The 25876-nt window shown below is 66.3% G+C and carries 20 protein-coding genes; 5 read left to right on the top strand and 15 right to left on the bottom strand.

All coding sequences use genetic code 11. The features are described from left to right. Positions 1–27: 27 nt before the first annotated feature. The 5 genes from dusA to AC1DE3_RS07240 form a co-directional block, all read right to left on the bottom strand. Positions 28–1026 carry a tRNA dihydrouridine(20/20a) synthase DusA gene (gene dusA, locus AC1DE3_RS07260; protein WP_476852293.1) on the bottom strand — a complete coding sequence of 333 codons (999 nt, stop codon included), beginning with the start codon at positions 1024–1026 and terminating at the stop codon, positions 28–30. A 50-nt stretch (positions 1027–1076) separates the two neighbouring features. Continuing rightward, positions 1077–1907: an ABC transporter permease gene (locus AC1DE3_RS07255; RefSeq protein WP_441512272.1), complete on the bottom strand. Its 831-nt coding sequence runs from the start codon at positions 1905–1907 to the stop codon at positions 1077–1079. 4 nt (positions 1908–1911) lie between these two features. Beyond that, positions 1912–2802 carry an ABC transporter permease gene (locus tag AC1DE3_RS07250; protein WP_441512271.1) on the bottom strand — a complete coding sequence of 297 codons (891 nt, stop codon included), beginning with the start codon at positions 2800–2802 and terminating at the stop codon, positions 1912–1914. Beyond that, positions 2799–3866, bottom strand: a complete 1068-nt coding sequence (locus AC1DE3_RS07245) for an ABC transporter ATP-binding protein (RefSeq protein WP_441512556.1) — start codon at positions 3864–3866, stop codon at positions 2799–2801. The genes AC1DE3_RS07250 and AC1DE3_RS07245 overlap by 4 nt, the downstream gene beginning before the upstream one ends. Positions 3867–3956: 90 nt before the next feature. Continuing rightward, positions 3957–5147: an extracellular solute-binding protein gene (locus AC1DE3_RS07240; protein ID WP_441512270.1), complete on the bottom strand. Its 1191-nt coding sequence runs from the start codon at positions 5145–5147 to the stop codon at positions 3957–3959. A gap of 14 nt (positions 5148–5161) precedes the next feature. On the opposite strand from AC1DE3_RS07240, the gene AC1DE3_RS07235 reads away from it, so the two are divergent. Then, positions 5162–6004, top strand: a complete 843-nt coding sequence (locus AC1DE3_RS07235; protein WP_441512269.1) for a GntR family transcriptional regulator — start codon at positions 5162–5164, stop codon at positions 6002–6004. A 47-nt stretch (positions 6005–6051) separates the two neighbouring features. Next, positions 6052–7248 carry a mannonate dehydratase gene (gene uxuA / locus AC1DE3_RS07230; RefSeq protein WP_441512268.1) on the top strand — a complete coding sequence of 399 codons (1197 nt, stop codon included), beginning with the start codon at positions 6052–6054 and terminating at the stop codon, positions 7246–7248. A gap of 167 nt (positions 7249–7415) precedes the next feature. On the opposite strand, the gene AC1DE3_RS07225 is transcribed toward uxuA, so the two are convergent. The 6 genes from AC1DE3_RS07225 to AC1DE3_RS07200 all read right to left on the bottom strand — a co-directional run bounded on the left by AC1DE3_RS07225 (position 7416) and on the right by AC1DE3_RS07200 (position 12189). After that, complete coding sequence (locus tag AC1DE3_RS07225; RefSeq protein ID WP_441512267.1) at positions 7416–8096, bottom strand: urease accessory protein UreE; 681 nt, start codon at positions 8094–8096, stop codon at positions 7416–7418. A gap of 108 nt (positions 8097–8204) precedes the next feature. Next, the gene (locus AC1DE3_RS07220) at positions 8205–9242 is read right to left on the bottom strand and encodes an ABC transporter substrate-binding protein (protein WP_441512555.1); all 1038 of its coding nucleotides are present in this window, start codon (positions 9240–9242) and stop codon (positions 8205–8207) included. Between the two features lie 95 nt (positions 9243–9337). Then, on the bottom strand, positions 9338–10222 hold the full coding sequence (locus tag AC1DE3_RS07215) for a DUF1003 domain-containing protein (protein ID WP_441512266.1): 885 nt from the start codon (positions 10220–10222) through the stop codon (positions 9338–9340). A gap of 130 nt (positions 10223–10352) precedes the next feature. Then, on the bottom strand, positions 10353–10772 hold the full coding sequence (locus AC1DE3_RS07210) for a hypothetical protein (RefSeq protein ID WP_441512265.1): 420 nt from the start codon (positions 10770–10772) through the stop codon (positions 10353–10355). Positions 10773–10838: 66 nt separating this feature from the next. Next, positions 10839–11735 (bottom strand): PfkB family carbohydrate kinase, encoded by an 897-nt coding sequence (locus AC1DE3_RS07205; RefSeq protein ID WP_441512264.1) that lies wholly within the window; start codon positions 11733–11735, stop codon positions 10839–10841. A 4-nt stretch (positions 11736–11739) separates the two neighbouring features. Continuing rightward, the gene (locus AC1DE3_RS07200; protein WP_441512263.1) at positions 11740–12189 is read right to left on the bottom strand and encodes a VOC family protein; all 450 of its coding nucleotides are present in this window, start codon (positions 12187–12189) and stop codon (positions 11740–11742) included. Between the two features lie 92 nt (positions 12190–12281). On the opposite strand from AC1DE3_RS07200, the gene AC1DE3_RS07195 reads away from it, so the two are divergent. The 3 genes from AC1DE3_RS07195 (at position 12282) to AC1DE3_RS07185 (ending at position 19068) form a co-directional block, all read left to right on the top strand. Next, a complete protein-coding gene (locus AC1DE3_RS07195) occupies positions 12282–13727 on the top strand; it encodes a cation diffusion facilitator family transporter (protein ID WP_441512262.1) in 1446 nt (481 codons plus the stop codon). Positions 13728–13898: 171 nt separating this feature from the next. Then, entirely contained in the window at positions 13899–16544 is a 2646-nt protein-coding gene (pepN, locus tag AC1DE3_RS07190) for an aminopeptidase N (RefSeq protein ID WP_441512261.1), read from the top strand. A 226-nt stretch (positions 16545–16770) separates the two neighbouring features. Beyond that, the gene (locus AC1DE3_RS07185; protein ID WP_441512260.1) at positions 16771–19068 is read left to right on the top strand and encodes a PAS domain-containing sensor histidine kinase; all 2298 of its coding nucleotides are present in this window, start codon (positions 16771–16773) and stop codon (positions 19066–19068) included. A 123-nt stretch (positions 19069–19191) separates the two neighbouring features. Here the strand turns inward: AC1DE3_RS07185 and AC1DE3_RS07180 are convergent, their stop codons facing one another. From AC1DE3_RS07180 to AC1DE3_RS07165, 4 genes are all read right to left on the bottom strand, one after another. Continuing rightward, positions 19192–22149: a bifunctional [glutamine synthetase] adenylyltransferase/[glutamine synthetase]-adenylyl-L-tyrosine phosphorylase gene (locus AC1DE3_RS07180; RefSeq protein WP_476852292.1), complete on the bottom strand. Its 2958-nt coding sequence runs from the start codon at positions 22147–22149 to the stop codon at positions 19192–19194. Between the two features lie 15 nt (positions 22150–22164). Beyond that, entirely contained in the window at positions 22165–23667 is a 1503-nt protein-coding gene (locus AC1DE3_RS07175) for a HAMP domain-containing sensor histidine kinase (RefSeq protein WP_441512258.1), read from the bottom strand. Beyond that, positions 23651–24334: a winged helix-turn-helix domain-containing protein gene (locus AC1DE3_RS07170; protein ID WP_441512257.1), complete on the bottom strand. Its 684-nt coding sequence runs from the start codon at positions 24332–24334 to the stop codon at positions 23651–23653. The genes AC1DE3_RS07175 and AC1DE3_RS07170 overlap by 17 nt, the downstream gene beginning before the upstream one ends. A 210-nt stretch (positions 24335–24544) precedes the next feature. Beyond that, a complete protein-coding gene (locus AC1DE3_RS07165) occupies positions 24545–25717 on the bottom strand; it encodes a trypsin-like peptidase domain-containing protein (RefSeq protein WP_441512256.1) in 1173 nt (390 codons plus the stop codon). Between the last annotated feature and the right edge of the window lie 159 nt (positions 25718–25876).

Genomic DNA, 25876 nt, shown 5'->3' with positions numbered 1-25876 from the left:
ACCTGCAGCCGTGACCTGAACGCCGGCTCAGGCCGCCACAGCAGCCTCGTGTCGCGAGACATGCGCGACGGCGGCACGAAGATCGTCCAGCGTCGCATCCGCTCCCACGCAGCGCTCTGCGAGATGGCGGCGGAAGAGGCGTGCGCCGGGGCGGGCCGGAAACAGTCCGACGAGGTGGCGGGTGAAGGCGTGCAGCCGCCCGCCCCGCTCGAGACGCGCGGCGATATGCGGCTCCAGCGCTTCCAGCATGGCGAAGGCATCCGGCACGGGCGCATCCGAGCCGAAGAGCAGCGGATCGACCTGCAGCAGGATTTCCGGGTTCTGATAGGCCTCGCGGCCGATCATCACGCCGTCGAGCTTCTCCAGATGCGGCGGCCATTCGGACGGCGCCTTGATGCCGCCGTTGATGGCGATCGGCAGATCGGGGTTGGCAGCTTTCAGCCGATAGGCTCGCTCATAATCGAGCGGCGGGATCTCGCGGTTCTCCTTGGGCGAGAGGCCCTGCAGCCAGGCCTTGCGAGCATGGACAATCAGCGCATCGACGCCAGCGGCGTGGACAGAAGCAGTGAGAGCGTCGAGCGCCACTTCCGGGTCCTGATCATCGACCCCGATGCGGCATTTCACGGTCACGGGAATGGAAACCGCGGCCTTCATCGCCGCGACGCAATCGCCGACCAGCGCCGGTTCGCGCATCAGGCAGGCGCCGAAGGCACCGCCCTGCACCCGGTCGGAGGGGCAGCCGCAATTCAGGTTGATCTCGTCATAGCCGAAATCGGCACCGATCTTCGCCGCTTCGGCCAGGAGCTTTGGATCGTTGCCGCCGAGCTGTAGCGCGACCGGGTGTTCCCCGGCATCGAAGCCAATCAGACGCTGGCGGTCGCCGCGGATCACCGCCTGCGCCGTCACCATCTCGGTGTAGAGCAGCGCATGGCGCGACATCAGGCGGTGGATGATCCGGCAGGCGGAATCGGTCCAGTCCATCATGGGTGCCACAGAGAAGCGCATGTTCGGGAGCGGCAAGTTCATGGCCGCTCCCCTAACGCATCCGGCGCGATTTTGCACGCCGGCTCGTCGGCTCACTTCTTGGCGCGGGCGACGATCTGCGTTGGGTTGACGAAGCGCAGAGCGATGATCAGCCAGATCAGCGTCGTGATCATGTAGATCACGGCCATGGCGTCGATCGACTGTACCGCGCGCACGCCGGCAGCGAAGACCGCGTAATACAGCGCGACGACGAGTGTCTGGCTGGTCGGGCCGGCCGTCAGGAAGGTCAGCTCGAACATCGCCAGCGTCCGCACCAGCACCAGCAGCAATGCAGCGAGGATGCCGGGCATCAGCAGCGGCAGCAACACATGCACGAAGAGCTTGAAGGTGTTGGCGCCGAAGACGCGCGCCGCCGACTCGATCTTGGTGTCGATCTGCTCGATGAAGGGGATCATCACCAGGATGACGAAGGGCACGGTCGGCACGAGGTTCGCCAGCACCACGCCCGACATCTGGCCGGCGAAGCCGGTCTGGTAGAGCACGGTCGCGAGCGGAATGCCGAAGGTGATCGGCGGCACCAGCAGCGGCAGCAGGAAGAGCAGCATCACCAGCTTCTTGCCCGGGAAATCCCGCCGCGCCAGCGCATAGGCCGCGGGCACACCGATCAGCCCTGAGAGCGCCACCACCAGGAAGACGATCTGGAAGGTGACCAGCAGCACGTCGTGGAGCTGGAATTCCGACCAGGCGGCCGAATACCAGCGCGTCGTCCAACCGGCCGGCAGCCAGGTGCCGAGCCAGCGCGTCGCGAAGGAGGACGTCACCACCGTCGCGATCATCGCGAAGAGGTTGACGATGAAGAAGCCGATTAGCGTCCAGTTGGCGGCTGCCCAGAGCTTCGTCGAGAGACGTGTATCCTTGACCATCGGCTCAGCCCTTTCCGCCGCCGGCAGGGCCGCGATAGAGCAGGCCGCGCGCCGCCAGCACCACGACGACGATGGCAAGCTGAACCATGCCCATGATCATCGCGACGGCGGACGCCATCGAGTAATCGTATTCCTCGAAGGCCGCCTGATAGGCCGCGATCGAGATCACGCGGGTCGGCCCGGCCGGCGCGCCGAGCAGCACCGCCGAGGGGAAGACCGAGAAGGCCTGCACGAAGCTCAGGCAGAAGGTGATGGCGAGGCCCGGCAGCAGCAGCGGCAGGAGAATGTGCTTGAAGCGCTCCCAGGGGCCGGCGCCCAGCGTCGCGCCCGCCTGCTCAAGCGCCGGATCGATGCCGGAGAGGTAGGAGAGCGTCAGCAGGAAGGTGAAGGGGAAGCCGGTGATGACCAGCGACAGCATCACGCCCCAGTAGTTGTGAAGCAGCTTCACCGGGGTCGAGATGAGGCCGAGCGTCATCAGCGTGCGGTTGAACCAGCCTTGCGGGCCGAGATAGTTCAGCAGGCCTTGAGCGACGAGCACGGTGCCGAGCGTGATCGGGATAACCAGGATGGTCGTCAGCAGGCGCTGGTTCTGCATCAGCCGGACGCGGAAGGCGACCGGGATCGCGAGCAGGAGCGTCGCGACCGTCACCGGCAGGGCGAGCCACAGCGTGGTTCCGATCGTCCCATAGAGGAAGGAATCGGAGAAGAAGCGCTGGTAGTTGGCGAAGACGCCGCCGGCCTTCGGCTCGAAGGAAAGGACCAGCCCGTAGAGGAACGGGTAGATGAACAGCGCCAGCAGGAACAGGATCGCCGGCACGACGAGCAGGGTCAGCCCGTCGAAGCCACGGGCGGCCAGCCTCTGCTTCAGCGGAATGGAGGAGAGGTCCGTGCTCACGCCGCCCCTCCGTAGACGAGGACGCGTTCCGGATCGGCGGTCAGCGTCACCGCCTCGCCCGGAGACAGCTTGTCACGGGCCAGGAAGGAGAGGTCGGTACCGTCAGCCATGCGGGCGAAGCCGACGAACTCGCGGCCGCGGAACTCGGTCGAGACCACCTTGGCCTTGAGGCCGGGCTGGCCGGATGCCACGGGATGCAGATCCTCCGGGCGGATGGCCAGAGTGCCGTCGGAACCGGCCGAGACCGCAGCGCGGGCGCGGCCCGAAAGCTGCGCATCGCCGACGGCTACAGTCGCCCTGCCCTCGCCTGCCGAGACGACCTTGCCCTTCACCTTGTTGCGGAAGCCCATGAACTCCGCGACGTCGAGATGGTCCGGCCGCAGGAAGAGGTCCTCCGGCGTGCCGACCTGGCGAACCTGCCCGTCACGCAGCACGACGATGCGGTCGGCGAGCGAAAGCGCCTCCTCCTGGTCGTGGGTGACATAGATCGTGGTGGCGCCGAGCGTATTGTGGATGCGGCGGATCTCGGCGCGCATCTCCAGGCGCAGCTTGGCGTCGAGGTTCGAGAGCGGCTCGTCCATCAGCACGAGCGGCGGCTCGACGACGATGGCGCGCGCGATGGCGACACGCTGCTGCTGCCCGCCCGAAAGCTGGCCGGGCAGCTTCTCGGTCTGGCCCTGCAAATGCACCAGCGCCGCGGCTTCCGCCACGCGCTTGTCGATCTCGGCGCGCGGCATGCCGCGCATCTTGAGGCCGAAGCCGATGTTCTTGTTCACCGTCATGTGCGGGAACAGGGCGTAGTTCTGGAAAACCATGCCGAAGCCGCGTTCTTCCGGCCGCAGCGGGTCAATGCGCTTGTCGTCGAGCCAAATGCCGCCGCCCGTCGCAGGCAGCAGGCCGGCAATCAGGTTCAGGGTCGTAGACTTGCCGCAGCCGGAAGGCCCGAGCAAAGCGATGAACTCGCCCTTGCCGATCGTCAGCGAGACGTCCTTGAGCGCGTTATGGGTGCCGAAGTCACGGCTCAGGCGGTCGAGCTTGAGCTCGCGGAACGAAGCTGCGTTGATGGTCATGGCTTCCGGATGATCTGAGAGCGGGGTCGAAATGCCCGGCGGCGGACTTCGAATTACGGCCGAAGCCCGCCGCCGTGACCGGTCTTACTTCTTCTTGGCGCCGCCGACCTGCTCGTCCCAGATGCGGAAGGCGACGACCATCTTCTCCGGATCGAGCGGCGTTTCCATCGGGTTATCGGCGATCAGCTTCTCGTATTCGGGGCGGCCGAACTCGGCGATGGCCTTCTGGCTGGAAGCCGGCGCCATCGAGAGCGGCACGTCCTTCACGGCCGGACCCGGATAGAAATAGCCTTCGTCATAGGTGAAGGCCTGCTGCGCGGGCGTCAGCATGTGACGGACCAGATCGAGCAGAACGGCGAGCTTCTCGTCGGACACACCCTTCGGGATCATCATGTACTGGGCGTCGGTGACCCAGTGGAAACCCTTGAGCGCCTGGATCTTGGCTTCCTTCGGCACGATGCCGAGCACGCGCGGGTTGATGTCCCAGCCCGTCGTGCTGACGATGATGTCGCGCGAGCCGTCGCCGAGTTCCTTCATCGTCGCGCCGGTGCCGCCCGGATAGTACTCGATGTTCTCGCCGAGCTCCTTCAGATAGGCCCAGGTCTTGTCCCAGCCCTTCTCCGGATCCTTCGGGTCCTTGTCGCCGAGGATGTAGGGCAGACCCATGATCCAGGTGCGGCCGGGGCCCGAATTGGCCGGGCGGGCATAGAGGAAGCGGTTCTTGTTCTGCTTCGTCCAGGCCAGCAGTTCCTCGGCCGTGGTCGGCACGTTCTTGACCTTGTCCGGCATGTACTCGAGCAGCGGGCCGGAGGGGTAATAGACCATCGCCATGGCCTGGCCCTGCCCGAGATTGTGCATGGCGAGCGCCGGCTTCAGGAGCACGTCGTCGGGCTTCGGCAATTCGGAAGCGAAGCGCGGGAACAGCTCGATCCAGAGCTTCTGGTCGATGCCGGCGGAGAGCACGTCGAGACCGCCGATGACGAAGTCGATGTCGGAACGGCCGGCGTTCTGCTGAGCCTTCAGCTTGGCCGGCAGCTCGGGCGCCGGAGCCTTGGTGAAGACCATCCGCGAGACGGCCTTGGGGTTTGCCTTGGCGTAATTCTCAAGCGGCGTCTGAACCAGCGCCAAGGCGCCGCCGACGTCGATGATGCTGATCGTGAGCGGCGATGCCGGCAGCTTGAGCTGCTGCGCGAAGACGCCCGGCGCCTGCATTGCTGCGCCGAGACCGGCGACGCCACCAATGAAATGGCGCCGATTGATGCTGTCCTGAGCCATGTTTTCTCCTCCAGATGCGGATGCCCGCTTCTTCAGCTTTTTTATGTTCCGACGGTCCGGCCGCCGCATCCGGAGCCCGCCTTGCGACCCGGGAACCTGCCAAGTTGACGCAGCCCCCGGTTGATCGGTATCCTAGTATACTAGTCATCAAGAGCTTGGCAATGGCCCACCCTGCAGCCCGTCATAGCACGGATCAGATCTACAGCGTGCTACGCACGGACATCATCAGCGGCGCGCTGAAGCCCCGCGAATCGATGTCCGAGGCGCGGATGGCGCTGCGCTTCGGCGTCAGCCGCACCCCGGTGCGGGAAGCGTTCAAGCGGCTTGTCGACGAGGGCTTCCTGGTCGCGGTGCCGCAGGTCGGCACCTTCGTCGCGCCGATCGACCTCGCCGCCGTCCATGACAGCCAGTTCGTCCGCGAGACGCTGGAATGCCGCACCGTGGTGCTCGCCGCCCAGTGCATCGGCGACGCCGACCGCCGCCGGCTCGAAGCGCAGATCGAAGAGCAGGCGGAGGCCGTGCGGCGACAGGACCGGTCCGAGATTTTCCGCCTCGACGAGGTGTTCCACGCCGAAATCTCGCGCATCGCCGGCCACCGGGCCGTCTGGAGCATGATCGAGGGCGTGAAGGCCCAGATGGACCGGGTGCGCTGCCTCTCCCTCGAAACCCCGTCCTGGTCCGAGGTGATCCTGCACGAGCACAGGATCATCGCCGCCTGCGTCATGAAACATGACGCAAAAGGCGCGGAGGCCGCGATGCGCGCGCATCTGCGCACCGTCTTCGCGACGATCGACACGATCGCGAAGGACCATGCGGACGCATTCGACGATTCACGCCTCGAGCACGATGCCTCCTGAGGCCCATCCGCCCCGATAAAGCGATTTTTCTCGAAGGATTACCGACAATGGAACAATGCTGGCGCTGGTTCGGGCCGGACGATGTCGTGACTCTGGCTCAGGCCAGGCAGGCCGGGGCGACCGGCATCGTGAACTCGCTGCACCAGATCCCCTACGGCGTGGTCTGGAGCGTCGAGGAGATCGAGAAGCGCCAGGCGATCATCCGCTCGGACAAAAGCTTCGGCCTGGAATGGAAGGTGGTCGAAAGCCTGCCTATCCATGAGAGCGTCAAGATCGGCGAAGGCGATCTCGAAACCGTCTTCGAGAACTACCGCCAGTCGATGCGCAACCTCGCGGCCTGCGGACTCGAGGTGATCTGCTACAACTTCATGCCGGTGCTGGACTGGACCCGCACCGAGCTGGCCCACAAACTGCCCGGCGGTGGCACGGCACTGCGCTTCAACCTGCATGAATATGTCGCGCTCGATCATTTCATGCTGAAGCGCAAGGGCGCCGAGGAGGGGCATTCGGCCGAGGTGATGGACAAGGCCAAGGCCTGGTTCGACAAGTCCTCGCAAGCCGATCGCGACCGGCTGCTCTCCAGCGTCATGGCCGGCCTACCCGGCGCCTTCGACCGCTACGACCTGCCCGGCCTCGCCCGCATCCTCGAGCGCTATGCCGGCATGACCCATGACAAGCTGCGGGCCAACCTGAAGCGTTTCCTCGAGGCGATCATCCCGACCGCCGAGGAAGTCGGCATCCGCATGTGCATCCACCCGGACGACCCGCCGCGCTCGCTCTTCGGCCTGCCGCGGATCTGCTCGACCGAGGACGACATCGCCTTCATCCTCGACTCGGTCGATTCCCCGTCGAACGGTCTCACACTGTGTTCCGGCTCGCTCGGCGCCAATCCGAAGAATGACGTGCCCCGCATCGCGCGACGCTTCGCCGACAAGATCTGGTTCGCGCATCTGCGCAATGTCGCCAAGGACCCGGATGGCTCCTTCATGGAAGCCGAGCATCTCGGCGGCGATACCGACATGGTCGCGCTCATCGACGTGCTGATGGCCGAGGAGCAGCGCCGCCGTGCCGCCGGCATCCCGCATTGGCGCATCCCGATGCGCCCCGACCACGGCCACGAGTTGCTGGACGATGTCGGCAAGGGCAGTTTTCCGGGCTACCCGGCCGTCGGGCGCCTGCGTGGCCTCGCGGAGCTGCGCGGCGTGATGACCACGCTGGCGCAGCTCAAGGGTTACGCTGCGTGAGATGCGAAAGGCGGGCTAAAGCCCGCCTTTGCAATAGCTCAAGATAGTCCAAAGCCGTCATTCTCGGGCGAAGCGTAGCGGAGACCCGAGAAACGCTTTCAGGATAAAAAGCCCCTTTTGGCCGGAAATGCTCGGGTCAAGCCCGAGCATGACGCGGTATCGGCGCCTCAGTGATCGTGGGAATGGCCCTTGTGGCCATCGGCGGCGCCATGGCCGCGACCATGATCGTGATCGCCGTGGCCGTGATGGTCGTGATCATGGCCGCAGCTCTCACCATGAGCGTGATGGTGCTCATGTGCGTGATCGTGGCCATGGTGCTCGTGATGATGCCCATGGCTGTGGTCATGCCCATGATGGGCATGCCCATGATCGTGATCGTGATGATCGTCCCCGCAGCCGCAGTCATCGCCGTGGGCGTGATGGTGGACCTCCTGCTCCGGCTGGAACGGGCGCTCGACATCCGTCATCGAACAGCCCTGGCCGCGAACCAGCTCGGCCAAAGCGGGATGACTGGGGATATAGAGCGCGTCGGGCGTCATTTCCGCCGGGACATGATGGCCGCCGAGATGCCAGGCGAGGCGCACCAGCCGCAGCGGGTTCTCGGCACGGACTTCAAGAAGGCTTTCAGGAGCGGCCTTGACCTGCACGAGGCGGCCATCCTCCAGCTTCAGCGCATCGCCGTCGTTCAGCGTCGCAGGCTTGTCGAGATCGATCGCGAATTCGAGCCCGCCTGCAGCCGTCACGGCGACGCCGTTGCTGTTGCGGCCCTGATATCCAAGGCTGAGCGTATCGACGACGCGCTCGGCGCGAACAGCGGCTTTGCGAAGGACGGAAGTGGCGCGAAGCATATGCAGCGATCCCATGGCTGGGGCTGGAGCGCGAGGCTTCAAGCCCGGACCGGAGCTTAGTAGCACAAACCGAGGGGCGCGCTACCAAGCTCGCGGGATCGTGGGAGGTCAGCGCGGCAGCGCCTTGACCTCGGCGTCGAACTTCTTGAGCAGGCGCGAGCGCTCGGCCGGCGAGCCCCAACGCGGCGTGTCGTAGTCGATCAGCTTCATCTCGGCGAATTTCGGCGCGTCCGGCGAGAGCAGCGCGTTCTTGTTCGACGGGATCGAGTTGATCTTCAGCTTCGCATTGATGTTCTGCGCATCGGGCGAGAGCGTGAAATCGACGAATTTGCGCGCGGCTTCAGGGTTCTTGCCGCCCTTGATGATCGAGACCGATCCGGTCTCGTAGCCGGTGCCCTCGCAGGGGGCGACGGTCTCGATCGGCGCGCCCTGGAGCTTCTGCGTCAGCATGTCATGGATGAAGGCGATGCCGACCGCCGTCTCGCCGAGCGCGGCCGCCTTCACCGGTGCGATACCGGATTTGGTGTACTGGCTGATGTTCTTGTGCAGGTCCTTGAGGAATTCGAAGCCCTTCTCCTCGCCGAGGCGCTGCACCGTCGTCGCCAGGAAGACATAGGCCGTGCCCGACGAGCTGGGATCAGCGATCTGGACCTCGTCGCGCAGCTTGGGATCGAGCAGATCGGCCCAGCATTTAGGGGCGGCGATACCCTTCTTCTTCAGCACCTCGGTGTTGTAGCCCACACCGAGAGCGCCGAGATAAATGCCATTGGTGCGGAACTTCGACTGCTCGGCATGGCGCTGCGCCCAGTCATGCAGCTCCGGCAACTTCGGCGACTTGTACTCGTCCAGAAGCCCTTCGTCGGCCGCCTGCAGATGCGGCTCGCCCGGCCCGCCCCACCAGACATCGCCGCGCGGATTGCTCGCCTCGGCCTTGACCTGGGCATAGACCTCGCCAGTGCTCTTTCTGATCATCGAGACCTTGATCCCGGTCGCCTTCTCGAACATCGCCGCGCCTTCGCGGCACTGTTCTTCGAGGATCGAGCAATAGACCGTGACCTGCCCCTGGGCGAAGGCCGGCTGGGCAGCGGCCGCAAGCACAAGGCCGGCAAGCAGCGCGCCGGCAGGCGCGAAACGCGAAGCGAACATCATTTTCCTCCATCAGATTCGTTTGCCGACGAAGAAATCGGCCGACCAATGGGGAGTCAAGGACCAAGCGGAGCCATCGAATGCGACTGCGCCCGCTAGGCTTTCCGCTCGGGATTGGCCAGAGGAAGCGCGTCTGCTTCCTGTTCTGCCACATCGGCCGGCACGGCCCGCTTCTTCTTGGCGGCCGGTTTCTTGCGGCGCTTCGGCTTGGCCTTCGGCAGCTGCGTATCCTGCAATATCTCGAGCTGGACCTGCTGGATCTCGGCGAGGCGCTGCCATTGCCGCGTAATCAGATGGTCCATCTTCTCATGCAAATGCCGGATTTCGAGCTCGGCCTTCAGATTGACCTGATAGTCGTTGAGCGAGCGCAGCCGGTCCTTCGTTTCCTGCCGCTTCTGGCTCATCATGATGATCGGCGCCTGCACTGCCGCAATGCAGGACAGGACGAGATTGAGCAGGATGAAGGGATAGGGGTCAAAGGCCTTGCCCTCCCCGATCGCGGCGTTGATCGCCATCCAGACGACAAGCACGATGCCAAAGCTGATCAGGAAGGCCCAGGAACCGCCAAAGCTCGCGAGATTGTCGGATAGGCGTTCGCCCAGCGTGCGATGCTCCTCGAAATCGTCCTCGACGTTCTCGGCGATGGTCTCCTGTCGGGCGATGCTCTCGGCCACCTCCCGATCGAGGTCGGAATATTCGCCGTGCTCCTCGCGCAGGATCTCCTCGACATAGCGGGTCCGATAACGCGCCAGCTCCTTCAGGCTGATCAGCGCGTGGTCGGGCAGATCCGGAAAGTCGGCGCGGATGTGATCGACGAGCGCGGGGCGCAGCGTGCCGATCTCGATGAGGTTCCTACGGGCCATATCCTGGCCGCTGATGGCGCAGATGCCACGCTTCTTGCCGAGCGGACTGTGGGACGTTGGCGGCTCGATCACGGGGACCGGCGGCACAGCTGGAATTTCGCTCTCCAGATTTGTCATGCGTGCATCATGCCTCTTCCCCGTCGCGGCGCTCGGCGCCGCGTCCGGTCATTTTCCTGCGAGCAGCTTCGCCGCCCGGAAATGCCCGAAGGAACCGACTCCTCCGGGCTCCGCTCAGCCGATACCAGACTCAGGCCTTCAGCTTTTCGTCGTCTTCGGCATCTTCCGCCGAATCGTCGTCCTCGTCATCCTCGTCTTCATCATCGTTCTCGGCCGCCTCTTCCTCGTCCTCTTCTTCGTCCTCTTCTCCGGCGTCGAGGTCGAGATATTCGTAACCGAAGACGATCTCGCCGGTTTCGGGATCAAAAGCGCTGACCGAGGAATCCTCGAAGGCTTCGATCAGCAATTCGGCATCATCGGGCCCATCGACCTCGAAGCGACGCACCACCTCCTCGCCGTCTGCCTTGAGGACAAGTTCGATCGACCAGCCCCGCCCGGTGGTGTCGTAGATGCATTTCAGACCCTGGATCGCCAGCATGATGCTCTCTCCTGAGATTGATCCGATGCGCGGCTGCGCATCGGCCAGATGCCCGAGCTGCGTGACGGACATGCGACGCCCCGGAGAACGCCGACAGGAGAACGGAAGCCGGGCCGAAGGCGCCCACCGGCAATCGGGCTATCGCGACGCCTCAGCCAGGAAACGCTCGACCTCGTCGCGGCCGGGCGCGCCGCTGCGGCCGCCGAAGCGGGTGCACTTGATGGCCGCCGCGGCGGAGGCGAATCGGATCGCGTCAGCTTCCGCCTGCCCCTCTGCGAGCGCCAGGGCGAAGGCGCCGTGCCAGACATCGCCCGCGCCCAGCGTATCGACGGTCTCGACGGGAAAAGCCGGGCTGTGGCGAACCTCGCCCTGCTCGACATGGAGCACGCCTTCCTTGCCGAGCGTCACAGCCAGCCAGGTCGGGACATCCGCCGCCACCTTCGCGAGCCCGGCTCGCGGATCCTCCTCGCCAGAGAGCTCGCGCAATGCCTGCTGGCTGAAAGCGACATGGCTCGCCGTCCCGACGAGCTCCGGATGAGGCGGCCTGCGGTCGCCGTCGAGCACGCCGGGAACACCGGCGGCGCGGGCGAGCTTCAGCGCCGCCAACGCCCCCTCGCCCCAGCGCGTGTCGGCGAGGACGGCGTCGGCTCCTTCCGGCAAGCGCGGAGGCAGCCAATCGGCGTCCTCCGGCATCGCCGGGTCGGAATGGGAGATCACCATGCGCTCACCCTCGGCATCGACGAGGATGGCGGAGACCGGCGAGGTCAGGCCGGCGACGCGCCTTGCAAAAGCGGCGTCGACGCCCTCCGCCTTCAGATCCGCGACGATCTGGTCGCCGGTCAGATCGTCGGCGAGGCGCGTCGCCAGCCAGCAGGCGCCGCCGAGCCGCGCGATCGCGACGGAGGCGTTGCCGGCGCAGCCGCCGCCGACCACGGCGAGCCCGCGCGAGCGGTATTTCTCGCCGCGGGTCGGCATGGCCTCGACGCTGTAGACGTAGTCGAGCGTGGCGATGCCGAGGCAGAAGACGCCGGCCAAGATCTCACCAGGCCCCGGTGTTCGGCATGCTGGCCCAGGGTTCGGCCACAGGCTTCGGATCGCCCTTCTGCAGCAGCTCGATCGAGATGTTGTCGGGCGAGCGAATGAAGGCCATGTTGCCGTCGCGCGGCGGACGATTGATGGTGACGCCGGCCTTCATCAGCTTCTCGCAGGTCGCGTAGATATCGTCGACCTCATAGGCGAGATGGCCGAAATTGCGCCCGCCCGTATAGGTTTCCGGGTCCCAGTTATAGGTCAGCTCGAGCGTCGGGCGGCCGCGCGAGGCGCCGGCCTTGGCCTCGGCCAGATCGTCGGACGCGGCGAGGAAGACCAGCGTGAAGCGGCCCTTCTCGCTCTCGATGCGGCGGGTTTCGACCAGCCCGAACTTGTTGACGTAGAAATCGAGCGCCTGATCGAGATCGGTCACGCGGACCATGGTGTGGAGATATCGCATCGTCTTTCCTCGTTGAGCGGGAACAGGGTTGATCCTTTCTCTAATTCGGGCAAGAGCTGCCGCGTTCCAAGGTACGCCAAGCAGGACGAGCCATGACGACAACGCAAGACGGCCCATTGATGGCGCCGCCTGAGCGCGCCACGCCCGCCCAGATCGCACAGATCAAGCAGCGCGCCGCGATCCTTTCGGTGATGGCGACCATCCTGCTCACGGCAGCGAAAATGGTCGGCGCCATCATTTCCGGTTCGCTCGCCCTGCTGACCGACGCGCTGCAGGGGCTGGTCGATGTCGGCTCGACGCTGTTCACCTGGTTCGCCGTGCGCGCCTCGGACAAGCCGGCCGACGACGAACACCATTACGGGCATGGCAAGGTCGAGGCGCTGGCGGCGCTGGTCGAGACCGCGATCCTGTTCACGCTTGCCGGCGCGATCCTGTGGGAGGCCGGCAGCAGGCTGTGGCACAACCTGATCGAGCACGTCGCGGTGACGCCGCTGGTCATCGGCGTGATGCTTCTCTCGATGACGGTCGACGCCATCCGCTGGCGCTCGCTCACCAAGGTCGCAAAGGAGACCGGCAGCGAGGCGCTCGCCGGTGAAGCCACGCATTTCTCGGCCGATTTCGTCGGCTCGGCGCTTGTTCTCGCCGGCCTCATCGGCATCTGGTACGGCTTCGAGCGCGCCGACACGGCCGCCGCCTTCGCCATCGCGGCCTACACCGCCTTCTCGGCCTTCCGGCTGGCCCGCCGCGTCCTCGACACGCTGATGGACACAGCACCTGAAGGTGTCACAGAAAAGCTGCGCGAGGCCGCGCGGCGCGTGCCAGGAGTGGTCGGGATCAATTGGCTCAGGGTCCGGCCCGCCGGCGGGCGTGTCCATGGCGAGATCGGCATCAGCGTCTCGCGGACGCTGCCGCTTGACCGCGTCACCGCGATCAAGGCCGAGCTCGGCGGGGCCCTGCTGAAGGCCGAGCCCGATGCCGAGATCACCATCACGGCCGATCCAGTCCAGGTCGATGACGAAACGGCGCTGGAGCGCGTGCTCCTGATCGCTCTCAAGCTGAAGATCCCGGTGCACCATGTCACGGTCCACAGCATCGGCGGCAAACTCTCGGTCAGCCTGGACATGGAGGTCGATGCCAACCTGCCGCTCGGCGAGGCGCACGAGATCGCGACCCGGCTCGAAAGCGCAATCCGGGCGGAATTCGGCGGCGAGACGGAGGTCGAGACCCATATCGAGCCGATGGAGACCGGCCAGCCTCATGGCCACAACGCCGCCTGGGAGACTGTCGAGGATATCGGCAAGGCGCTGGCAGGCGAGACTGCGAAGCTCGGCGGCCCTATCCACGACATCCACAGCGTGCGCGTGCGCCAGACAGCCAAGGGGCTGGTGGTCAATTATCACTGCCGCGTCGACCCGGCCCTGAACGTGGTGGCCGTGCATGATGCGGTCGATGCGATCGAGCGGGCGGTGCGGATCGCGCGTCCGCAGGTCTGCCGGCTGGTCAGCCATGCCGAGCCGGCGGTTTCGGCCGGTTCCTAGCCGTCATTCTCGGGCGAAGCGAAGCGCAGGCCCGAGAATCTCTTTCCCGAGGGGCCTCCAAAACCTCCTTGTCATGAGATGCCCGGGTCAAGCCCGGGCATGAAGGCCTTGTTTCCCTCCCGAGCCGGCATGCTCTAGAAACGCTCCCTGAACTTCGCCATCAGGGCTCCCATGCGCAACGACGATGCTCCGCTGATCCGCCTCGAGGATTACCGCCCCTCCGACTGGCTGATCGACACGGTCGATCTCGACATCAGCCTGCAGCCGCAGAAGACGCGCGTGCGCGCCCTGCTCGCCTTTCGCCCCAATCCGGAAGGGCAGCCCGGCGCGCCGCTCAAGCTCGACGGCGACGAGCTGGCGCTGAAATCGCTCGCCCTCGACGGCAAGCCGCTCGATGCTTCCGCCTATACGGCGACGCCGCAGGCGCTGACGATACCAAGCCCGCCGCCGCATGATTTCACGCTGACCATCGAGACCGAGCTCGATCCGTCCGCCAATACGAAGCTGATGGGGCTCTACCGCTCGTCGAAGGTCTATTGCACCCAGTGCGAGGCCGACGGCTTCCGCCGCATCACCTATTTCCTCGACCGACCCGATGTGATGAGCGTCTACACGGTCAGGCTGGAAGCGGCGAAGGCCGAGGCGCCCGTCCTGCTCTCGAACGGCAATCTCATCGCCACCGGCGAAGTGCCGGGCACGGACCGGCATTTCGCCCTGTGGCACGACCCGCATCCGAAGCCGGCCTATCTCTTCGCGCTGGTCGGCGGCGCGCTCGACCATGTCCGGCAGGACTATGTCACGGCCGACGGCCACAAGGTCGAGCTCGCCGTCTATGTCGAGCCCGGCAAGGCCGGACGCGCGGGCTGGGCGCTGGATTCACTGGTCCGCTGCATGCGCTGGGACGAGAAGGTCTTCGGCCGCAACTATGATCTCGACGTGTTCAACGTCGTCGCCGTGTCGGATTTCAACATGGGGGCGATGGAGAACAAGGGCCTCAACATCTTCAACGACAAATACGTCCTGGCCGACCCGCAGACCGCGACCGACGGCGACTATGCCTCGATCGAGGCGATCATCGCGCATGAATACTTCCACAACTGGACCGGCAATCGCATTACCTGCCGCGACTGGTTCCAGCTCTGCCTGAAAGAAGGGCTCACCGTCTTTCGCGACCAGGAATTCTCCGCCGACGAACGCTCGCGCTCGGTGAAGCGCATCGCCGACGTTCGCACGCTGCGCTCGACGCAGTTCTCGGAGGATGCGGGCCCCCTCGCCCATCCGGTGCGGCCGCGCGCCTACAAGGAGATCAACAACTTCTATACACCGACGGTCTACGAGAAGGGTGCGGAGGTCATCCGCATGCTCAAGACGCTGATCGGCGACGAAGCCTTCCGGCAGGGCATGGACCTCTATTTCGAGCGCTGCGACGGCACGGCGGCGACGATCGAGGAATTCCTCGCCTGTTTTGCGGAAAGCTCGGGCAAGGACCTCGGCCATTTCGCCCGCTGGTACGAGCAGGCCGGCACTCCGACCATCGTCGCCTCCGGCCGCTATGACGCTGCGACCCGGCGCTATACGCTCGACCTGGCACAGAGCACGCCGCCGACGCCCGGCCAGAGCGACAAGCAGCCCGTCGTCCTGCCGATCAAGCTCGGCCTTGTCGGAGCCGGGGGCGATCTGCCGCTGCAGACGCAATCCAATGCCTATGCCGGCGATGGCCTCGTCATTCTCGACAGCGCCTCGCTCTCCGTGACCTTCGACAATGTCGACGAACCGCCGATCCCTTCGCTGCTGCGCGGCCTCTCAGCGCCCGCACGGCTGGAACTCGATCTCGCGGACGCCGATCTCGTCAGGCAGTTCTCGGCGGACAGCGATTCCTTCAACCGCTGGCAGGCCCTGCAGACCATCGCCATCCGTGCCCTCGTCGCGGCCGGAAAGCCCGGCGCGGCCCGCAGCGCGCTCAATGCGACAGCCACCGGGCTCGGCCGGGCGCTGGACGGCTTCCTTAAGGCCGAAGCTCTGGCCGACCCCGCCTTCGCCGCGCAGGTGCTGCGCCTGCCGGCTCCCGCCGACATCGCACGCGAGATCGGCCGCGACGTCGATCCGGACGCGATCTTCAAAGCTCACCGGAGCCTGTCGGCCGCTATCGGAGCGGCCGTCCTCCCACAGCTTCCGCCTTTGCGAGAGGCGTTGGCGACAAAGGGCACGTTCAAGGCGGACGCCAGCTCCGCCGGGCGTCGCGCACTTCGCAACGAACTGCTCGGGCTCGCCGCTCTCGCCACCCCGGCAGAGGGCGCCGCTCTGTGCGAGGAGCAATTCGCTTCCGCCGACAACCTGACCGACCGACTGGCAGCGTTGGCCGCGATGACGCTGATCCCCGGCGAGCGACGCGAAGCCCTGATCACCCGTTTTGCGGCGGCCTATGCCGGCGAGCCGCTCGTCCTCGACAAATGGCTGATGGCGCAGGCGCTGATCGCCGAGCCCGAGACGCTGGAGCGGGTCAAGCAGCTGATGCAGCACCCCGCCTTCTCGCTCGGCAATCCGAACCGGGTGCGGGCGCTGATCGGAGGGTTCGCGGCCAATCTCACCCAATTCAACCGCGCCGATGGCGAGGGCTACGACTTCGTCTGCGACATCGTCATCGCGCTGGACAAGACCAACCCTCAGGTCGCCTCGCGCCTCCTCGGCTCGTTCAAGAGCTGGCGCATGCTGGAGCCCGGCCGCAAGCAGCTGGCACAGGAGGCGTTGAGCACCGTCGCGCGGATGCCGAACCTGTCGCGGGATGTCGCCGACATCGCCGAAAGAGCCCTCGCCTGAGCCCGTCTTCCCAAAGGTTAACGGCGACCTGTCCAATTCATTAACGTTTCATTACCCGCGCAGGATTCATCGGATAAGCAACACAACCTAAAGGAGAATTCTGGGCTCCCAACGCAACTCAGGGCTAGACAAAACCGGGCTCTCGGATTCAACTGACTGTGATTCGCGGGGATGCGGCACGTCTCCCGATCTTACTGACGGTAATGTTTTCCGAAGGGGGACGGGCATGTCGCGTGCCAACGCGGATTGCGCACCTGTGCGCGCCGATACGATTCTGGGTGTAGCGAGATCGCTGACCCATCCGTTGTATCAGCGCTTCGAGGGTTTCGAGCCCGCACTCAGAACTGCGATCCCCGTCCTGGTCGGGTTCTTCCTCGTCATCCTCGGCGCCGGCGCGATCATGCAGACATCCGCGATGCGCGACGACGCGCTCGTGGATGCCGCCGCCGATATGGATCTGGTTTCCGCGCTGGTCGCCCGCGAGCTCGACACTGCGACGCTCGCCGGCAAGGAGCCCGCGGCGGTGCTCGCCGGGCTCACGGCCCGCCACCTCGCCGCCCATGGCCGCATCGTCCATGTCAGCGGCGCCGACGGGCGCGTCATCGCCAGCGAGCCCGTGATCGGCCAGACGCAGCGCAGCCTCACCGACTTCCTCGGCCAGACCCAGCCGCTCACCGTCTTCGGCGACCGCGCCGGCGTGATGCGCATAGCCCTGCCCAACGGCGCCGAGGTTTTCGCGAGCGTGCGCAACCTCGCCGCCCCGCTCGGCCAGGTCGCGGTGCTGCAGCCGGTCTCGCGCGCCCTCTCGGTCTGGCAGATCCGCCGCTCCGGCCTCGCCATCCTGTTCGGCGCGGCGGGCCTCGTCCTCGGCGTCATCACGCTGGCCTTCATGCTGCAGTCGAAGCGCGCCCGCGCCGCCGACGAGGATTGCGACTGCGTGCGCGAACGCATCGACACCGCGCTCAACCGCGGCCATTGCGGCCTCTGGGACTGGGATCTCGCCCGCGGCCGCATCTACTGGTCGGATTCGATGTATGCCCTGCTCGGCTACGACCGCGCTGGCGAATACATGTCGTTCGGCGAGGTCAGCAGCTTCATCCACCATGAGGACGTCGACCTCTACGCCATCGCCGATGCGGTGAGCCGCGGCGAGGCCAGCCATCTCGATCAGGAATTCCGGGTCCGCGCGATTTCGGGCGAGTGGATCTGGCTCAAGGCCCGTGCCGAGCTCGTCATCGATCGGCGCACCCGCTCGCGCCACCTCGTCGGCATCGTCGTCGACATCTCCGAACAGCGCCGCATGGCCGAGCGCACCGCCACCGCCGACGCCCGCCTGCGCGATGCGGTCGAGGCGATCTCGGAAGCCTTCGTGCTCTGGGATGCCGACAACCGGCTGATCCTCTGCAACGCCAAGTACCAACAGCTCCACCAGCTCCCGGCCGAGGCCCTGCAATCGGGCACGAGCTATGACGAGATCATGGAGCGCTCGGCCCAGCCGCAGATCGATCAGGAGCCGATGCGGGTCCAGCGCGGCGCCGCCGGCGCCACCTCCTATGAAGCGCGGCTCTCCGACGGGCGCTGGCTCCAGATCAACGGCCGGCGCACCAAGGATGGCGGCTCGGTCTCGGTCGGCACCGACATCACCAAGCTGAAGCAGCAGGAAGAGCGCCTGACCCAGTCCGAGCACCAGCTCCTGATGCACGTCACCGACCTCAAGGCCTCTCGCCAGAAGCTGGAAGCCCAGGCCCAGCAGCTCGCGGATCTAGCCGAGCGCTACCTCGAACAGAAGGCGGCGGCCGAGAGCGCCAACCGCGCCAAGTCCGAATTCCTCGCCAATATGAGCCATGAGCTGCGCACGCCGCTCAACGCCATCATCGGCTTCTCCGAGATCATGGAGAACGGCCTGTTCGGCCCGCTCGGCGAGAAATACTCCGACTACGTCCGCGACATCCGCTCGAGCGGCGGCTATCTGCTGGGGATCATCGACGATGTTCTCGACATGTCGCGCATCGAATCCGGCAAGATGCGGCTGGAGAAGTCCGAGATCGCCATCGGCCCGGTGCTGGATCAGGCCCTGCTCAAGGTGCAGCCGGAGATCGAGCGCAAGCAGCTGATCGTCAATCTCGAGGGCCCGCTCGACACCCATCTCGAGGCCGATCCGCGCGCGCTCTACCAGATCCTCGGCAACCTGCTCGACAACGCCGCCAAGTTCACGCCGGAAGGCGGGCGGATCGCGGTGCGTACCCGACATGTGCCGGGCGCGCTCAACATCTTCATCGAGGACACCGGCATCGGCATCCCCAAGGAGAAGATCGACCGCGTCGGCCGGCCGTTCGAGCAGGTCGAGGGCGATCTGGTGCGCAGCTACAAGGGCTCGGGCCTCGGCCTCGCCATCGCCCGGTCGCTGGCCGAGCTGCATGGCGGCTCGCTCAGGCTGCGCTCGGCGATGGGCGCCGGGACGATCGTGATGGTGCATCTGCCGCTCGACGGCGGCGCCGAACGCGTCACCGCGCAGGCGGCCTGAGCCTAAACCGCCTCCGGCGGCCGCCGCCTCGCCATGCTCGGGCCAGACCCGGGCATCTCCTGCCGGAAGTGGCTCCTGCGTCCTCTCGTCATGAGGGTCCCGGGCCTGGCCCGAGCGTGACGCCTAGTTTCCCTTCCGGGCCTCTCCCAGCACGCGCGTGAAGATCGCCCTCACCGCTGCGCGCACCTCGTCCAACTCCGCCTTCAGCACCTTGGCGTCGGGCCGTCCGACCGCCGTCGCGATCCGCCGCAGCACCCGAGGTGGCACGGCCTTGGGATCGAACGCTTCCTCCACCGTGAAGCGCTGCCAGAGCTGGACGTCGCCGATCAGGCGATGTGCATCGAGCAACATCGAAGCATCCCCGTCAGAGAGCAGCCCAGCCGCCCGCGCGGCGGCGAAGACGGAGGCCGTATCGTTGACGATCAGGCCGGGATGGTCGCTGGCATAGGCCAGCAGCAGGAACTGGGCGAGGAAATCGAGATCGGTCAGACCGCCGGCAGCCAGCTTCAGGTCCCAGGCGTCCTTTTCGCCCTTCTCCTTGGCGATCAGGGCCCGCATTTCGGCGACGGCAGCCGCGACCTTGGCAGGCGCGCGCTTGCGGGAGAGGATCGCCCGGATCGACGCTTCGGCCCGCTTCGCCAGCCCGGCGTCGCCGGCGACGACGCGGGCGCGGGTCAGCGCCATCTCCTCCCAGATCTCCGCTTCACCGGTGTGATAGGCTTCGAAGCCGGCGAACTGCGTCGCCGCCGGGCTTTTGTTGCCGGTGGGGCGCAAGCGCATGTCGACCTGATAGAGCGTGCCGCGGCGCGTCGGCACCGTCAGCGCCGCGACCAGCCGCTGGGTGAAGCGGATATGCCAGGTGACAGGATCGAGGCTCTTGGCGCCGCTGCTCGGCCCGGCATCCTCGGGCCGATCGTAGAGCAGGATGAGATCGAGGTCGGATGACGGCGTCAGCTCTCCCGCGCCGAGCCGGCCGAGCCCGAGCACGACCGTCTCCGCCCCGTCGATTACGCCATGATCGGCAGTGAAAGACGCGCGCGTATCGGCAAAGGCCACGCGCAGGCAGGCTTCGGCCACGGCGCAATAGGCCTGACCTGCTCCTTGTGCCGGATAGACGCCGGAGAGCAGCCGCGCGCCCACGAGGAAATTCTCCTGACGGGCGGCGTCACGGAGCCGGTCGAGCCCGTCCTCTACGCTTGGCGGCGGCGAGCCGACATAGCTGCGGATGCGGCGTTCCAGCGTGTCGACATCGAGCACCGCCTGCCCGAATGCCGGGTCGATGACCCCGTCGAGCACATGCGGATGCAAGGCCGCGACCTTGGCGAGGCGCGGCGCGCTGCCGAGGATCTCGGCGAAGAGCGTCAGCAGGGAATCATGCGAGCGCAGCAGCGTCAGAAGCTCGACCGCTGCCGGCATCCGCACGAAGGCGTTGTCGAGATGGGCGAGCGCGCCGTCGGGATCGGCGGTGCGGCCGAGCGCGACCAGCAGCGCCGGTGTCAGCTCCGTCAGCACTTCGCGGGCGCGGGCGCTGGTGACGGCGGCGCGGCGGCCGAAATGCCAGCCCCGCACCGTCTCCGCCGCCGTCATGCCATCGCGGAAGCCGAGCTTGCCGAGCGTCTCGACCGTCTCCGGGTCGGGCTCGGAACCGGTGAAACTCAGCGTCCCGGCTTCCGAGGCAAGGCTCGGCCCTTCCTCGAACAGCAGGGCATAATGGCCCTCGATGGTCTTGGCATGGGCCGTCAGTTCCTTGCCGAAGGCGGCGGCGTTGGCATAGCCGCAGAAACGGGCGAAGGCGTCGAGATCGCCCGCCGCCTTCGGCAGGGTCTGGGTCTGCTCGTCGTCGCGCATCTGCAGGCGGTGCTCGATGGTGCGCAGCCAGCGATAGGATTCGGAAAGTTCGTCGCGTGCCTGCGGCGTGATCCAGCCTTCGTTCGTCAGCTCCTTGAGCATGTCGAGCGTGCGCGGCCCCCGCAGCGCCGGGCGGCGGCCGCCGAAGACGAGCTGTTGCGTCTGGACGAAGAACTCAATCTCGCGGATGCCGCCGCGGCCGAGCTTCACATTGTGGCCGGCGACGGCGATGGTCTCGTGGCCCTTCACCGTCTGGATCTGGCGCTTCATCGCATGGATGTCCGCGATGGTCGCGAAGTCGAAATATTTGCGCCAGATGAAGGGGGCGAGATCCTTGATGAAGCGCAGGCCGAGATCGGTGTCGCCGGCGATCGGGCGCGCCTTGATCATGGCGGCGCGCTCCCAGTTCTGGCCCACGGTCTCGTAGTAGGAATAAGCCGATGGCAGCGCGATCGCGACATGGGTCGAGGCGGGGTCGGGTCGGAGCCGCAGGTCGACGCGGAAGACGTAGCCGTCCGGCGTGCGCTCCTGGATGATGCGGGCGATCTGCTGGGTGAGCTTGACGAAGAAGCTCGACGGCTCGCCGACGCCAGCGGCCTCCGCCGCCTCGGGATCGAAGAAGACCACGATGTCGATGTCGGAGGAATAGTTCAGTTCCCCCGCGCCATGCTTGCCGAGCGCCAGCACGACGAGGCCGGAGCCGGGCCCCAGATTGGCGGGGTCGGCCAGATTGATTTTTCCGAGATCGGCGGCCTGTCGCAGCACATGGTTGGTCGCGAGGCGCACGGCCATGTCGGCGGTCGCAGTCAGCGCTGCCGTCACAGTCTCGACGTTCCAGACGCCGCCGATATCCGCGAGCGCGATCAGGAGCGCCATGGCGCGGCGGAAGCGGCGCAGCTCGCGCATCAGGTCCGCGGTCTCGCAGCCAGCCCCGGCAAAGGCTTCGATCCCGGCGAGCAGTGCGTCACGACGCGCCTCGGGCGCTTGCGTCAGGCAGGCGAGCAGGGCCTCGGGATCGAAGCGCACGACCTGGGAGAGGAAGGGAGAATGCGCGAGCACACCGGCGACCAGAGCGGCGCTGCGCGGATGTTCGGCCAGATGAGTCTTCAGCGCCTCGGCCGCCGCCTCGTCGTGCAGCCGCTCGATCAGCTCGCGCGCCAGCAGCGCCTCGGCCTTGGCGCGTGCCGGCAAGACCGGTGCCGCACCCAGCCTGTCACAGAGCCGCTCAACCATCGCACACCTTCCTCCTCAGGAGGACGGCACGCCAGCAGGGTTTGCGACGGCTGTCGAGCTTTGAGCTTCGGGAGCCGCCTGCGTTTCCACAGACTTGCTCTCAGCCATCGGCAGGGCGATGACGACGCGCAGCCCGGGAGCGTTGTCCTCCAGGCCGAGGCGGCCGCCATGCAGGCGCACGACACCGGCTGCCAACGACAGGCCCAGGCCGAAGCCGGGCTTGCTGCGGCTGGTGTCGAGCCGCACGAAACGGTCGAGCACGCGGCCGCGATCGGCTTCCGGGATGCCTGGCCCGTGATCGGCCACGGAAAGCTCGATCTCGGCTCCGTTGCGCCTTGCGGCGACGGTCACGGTGCCGTCCCCGCCCTGTTCGGGGCCGCCGTATTTCAGGGCGTTGTCGATCAGATTGGCGACGGCCTGCCCGACCAGCTCGCGGTTTCCGACGATCCGCAGGTCCGGCTCGACTTCGCCGACCAGCGAGAGCCCGGCATCCTCGGCGAGCGGCTCGTAGAGTTCCGTCATTCCCGAGACGATCTCCGAGAGATCAAGCTCAGCCATATTGTCGCTGACGCGGCCCGCTTCCAGCCGTGCCAGCATCAACAGGGCGTTGAAGACGCGGATCAGATTGTCCGCCTCCTCGATGGAGCCATCAAGCGCAGCCCGCAGCTCGTCCGGCGACCGTGCACTGCGCAGCGCCTCCTCGGCCCGGCTACGCAAGCGGGTGAGCGGTGTCTTGAGGTCATGGGCGATGTTGTCGGTCACCTGCTGCATGCCCGCCATCAGCTCTCCGATGCGGTCGAGCATGGCATTGAGATTCAGCGCGAGGCGATCGAGTTCGTCGCCAGTGCCGGTGATGGCGAGGCGCCCCTTCAGGTCGCCCTCCATGATGCCATGCGCCGTCTCGCTCATGCCATCGATACGCTTCAGCACGCGRCGCGCCACAAACCAGCTTGCAAAGCAGCCGAGAACGAAGACCAGCGCTGCCGACCAGCCGGCGGCGCGGCGGATCACGGCGCCAAGCCGGTCACGCTCCTCGAGATCGCGGCCGACGAGAAGGCGGAACCCGGCCGGCAGGATGAAGACGCGCACAAGCGCATGGCTCGGCGTATCGACCGTTTCGCTGGAGCGAGCGTATTCGATCTCGCTCTCGCCGGTACGATCGAGCGTGCCGGGCGGGATCGCCTCGACATTGCCGGCGATGCGCTCGCCTACCGGCGTCGTGACGAGGTAGAGAGAAGCACCCGGCCCGCGCGAGCGGCGCTCGACGATGTTGACCAGCCGGCGGATGCCGCCCTGGCGCTGCTGCTCGGCCAGCCCCTGGATCTCGGCATCGATGGTCGAGCGGATCTGGTCGGTCAGCAGACGCTGTGCATTCCAGGCGACATAGCCGAGCACGAAGGCGGCGAAGAGTGCGAAGATGACGAGATAGGCAGCCGTCAGCTTGAAGGCGGTGGTGCGGAACAGCGTCGGCAGGAATTTCTGGCGCCGTCGTGCGGGAGCATCAGCGGGCGCTGTCACGGACCATGTATCCCGCGCCGCGGATGGTGTGGATCATCGGCTGCTCGAAACCCTTGTCGACCTTGGCGCGCAGGCGGCTGACATGCACGTCGATGACATTGGTCTGGGGATCGAAGTGATAGTCCCAGACGTTCTCCAGCAGCATGGTGCGCGTCACGACCTGCCCAGCATGCTTCATCAGATACTCGAGCAGGCGGAACTCGCGCGGCTGCAGGACGATCTCCTGCCCCTCGCGGGTGACGCGATGGGCGAGCCGATCGAGCACCAGTTCGCCGACGCGATAGCTGGTCGGCTCCGAAGCCGGCGCGCCGCGGCGGCGGGCCAGCACCTCGACGCGGGCCAGCAATTCGGAAAAGGCATAGGGCTTGGGCAGGTAATCGTCACCGCCCGCGCGCAGACCCTTCACCCGGTCGTCGACCTGGGCCAGCGCCGACAGGATGAGCGCCGGCGTCTCGTCCTTCTGTTCGCGCAGCGAGCGGATCAGGGAAAGACCGTCGAGGCGGGGCAGCATGCGATCGACGACCAGCACGTCGTAGCCGCCACCCTCAGCCATCGCATAGCCCTGCAGCCCGTCGGCCGCATGATCGGCGACATGGCCGACCTCGCGGAACGCTTTGGTCAGATAGGCCGCAGCCTCGGCATCATCTTCGACGATCAGGAGTCGCATGAGTATAACCTAGCTCAGAGCAAACGCCGATCCAAACGGACCGGCCTTTGCTCTGTTTCCGCCTATCGCATTTTCTTCACGCGCGCCGGCTTCCACGTCACGCATAAACAAAAAACGGCAGGCCGGAGGATACGCATCCGGCCTGCCGCCGCGATGGCTGGTCCCCTCGGCTGGGGCGACAGGAAGACCGAGGGAACCTGCCTGCTTCGTTCAGGCCGCCGGCTGGCGGCCAACCTCGAAGGTCACGTCACGAGACTTGCCTTCGCGGAACAGGGTGATCGTGGCCTTGGTGCCAGGGGCGAAGGTCGCGATCTTGCGGGACAGGTCGCGGGCGTCCTTGATCGCCTCGCCGTTGACCGCCGTGATGGTGTCGCCGCGGCGGATGCCGGCCTTGGCTGCGGGGCCGTTGCCCTGCGCCTCGGCGACGAGCGCGCCCTTGGCTTCCTTCAGGCCGATGGCATCGGCCATCTCGCCGGTGACCGGCTGGATCTGCACGCCGATGAAGCCGCGCGCCACCGTGCCATCCTTCTTCAGCGAGTCCACGACCTGCTTGACCGTGGAGGCCGGGATCGCGAAGGCGATGCCGACATTGCCGCCGGAAGGCGAGTAGATCGCGGTGTTCACGCCGACGACTTCGCCATTCTGGTTGAAGGTCGGACCACCCGAGTTGCCGCGGTTGATCGGCGCGTCGATCTGCATGTAGTCGTCATAAGGGCCGGAGCCGATGTCGCGCCCCTGGGCCGAGACGATGCCGGCCGTGACCGTGCCGCCGAGGCCGAAGGGGTTGCCGATCGCCAGCACCCAGTCGCCGATGCGCGGCTTGCCTTCGCCGAGCTTCACATAGGGGTAGTCACCGGCATCCTTGACCTTGAGCAGGGCGAGATCGGTGCGCGGATCGGTGCCGATGACCTTGGCTTCCAGCGTCTTGCCGGAGTCGGTGACGAGCTGGACCTCCACGGCGTTCTCGACGACGTGGTTGTTGGTCACGACATAACCGTCCTGGCTGACGAAGAAGCCCGAGCCCTGAGCCATGCCCTGGCGCGGCTGCGGCTTGTTCGGACGGTCGTTCTCGCCAGGCTCGCGGAAGAAGCGGCGCAGCTGCGGCGGCAGATCATCCAGATTCTGCTCGTCACTGGCGGCTGCGGCCTGCGTCTTGACGCGGACGGAGACGACCGCGGGCTTCACCTTGTCGACCAGATCGGCAAAGGAAGGCAGCGTGCTCTGCGCGCCGGAGAGCTGAATCGGCTGTGCAATGGCGTTGTGGTTCTGCATCAGGGCGCTGTCGGCAAGGCCGGCGGCCAGACCGATGCCGAGAATGGCGGTGCCGGCGAGAAGGGCGCCGCGCTTCAGGATGGACTTACGGGTTTCGTTCTGTGTCGTCATGATTTGAACCTCGTGAGCGTCAGGGTTTTCCCTGTTCGTGACGAGGAAGATGATGCCAGCCGCCTTACGCGGCTTTGGCCTGAACATGACGGTTTCGTAAGATTCAGCGGCAAGACCGCCCGCACCATCTTGACGGCTGGCGGCTCGCCGGCGCCCCCT

The organism is Allobosea sp. 10L417 (assembly GCF_056395485.1).
Note: the sequence above shows the minus strand (reverse complement) of the source record. Positions and strands in the feature narration are given on the sequence as shown.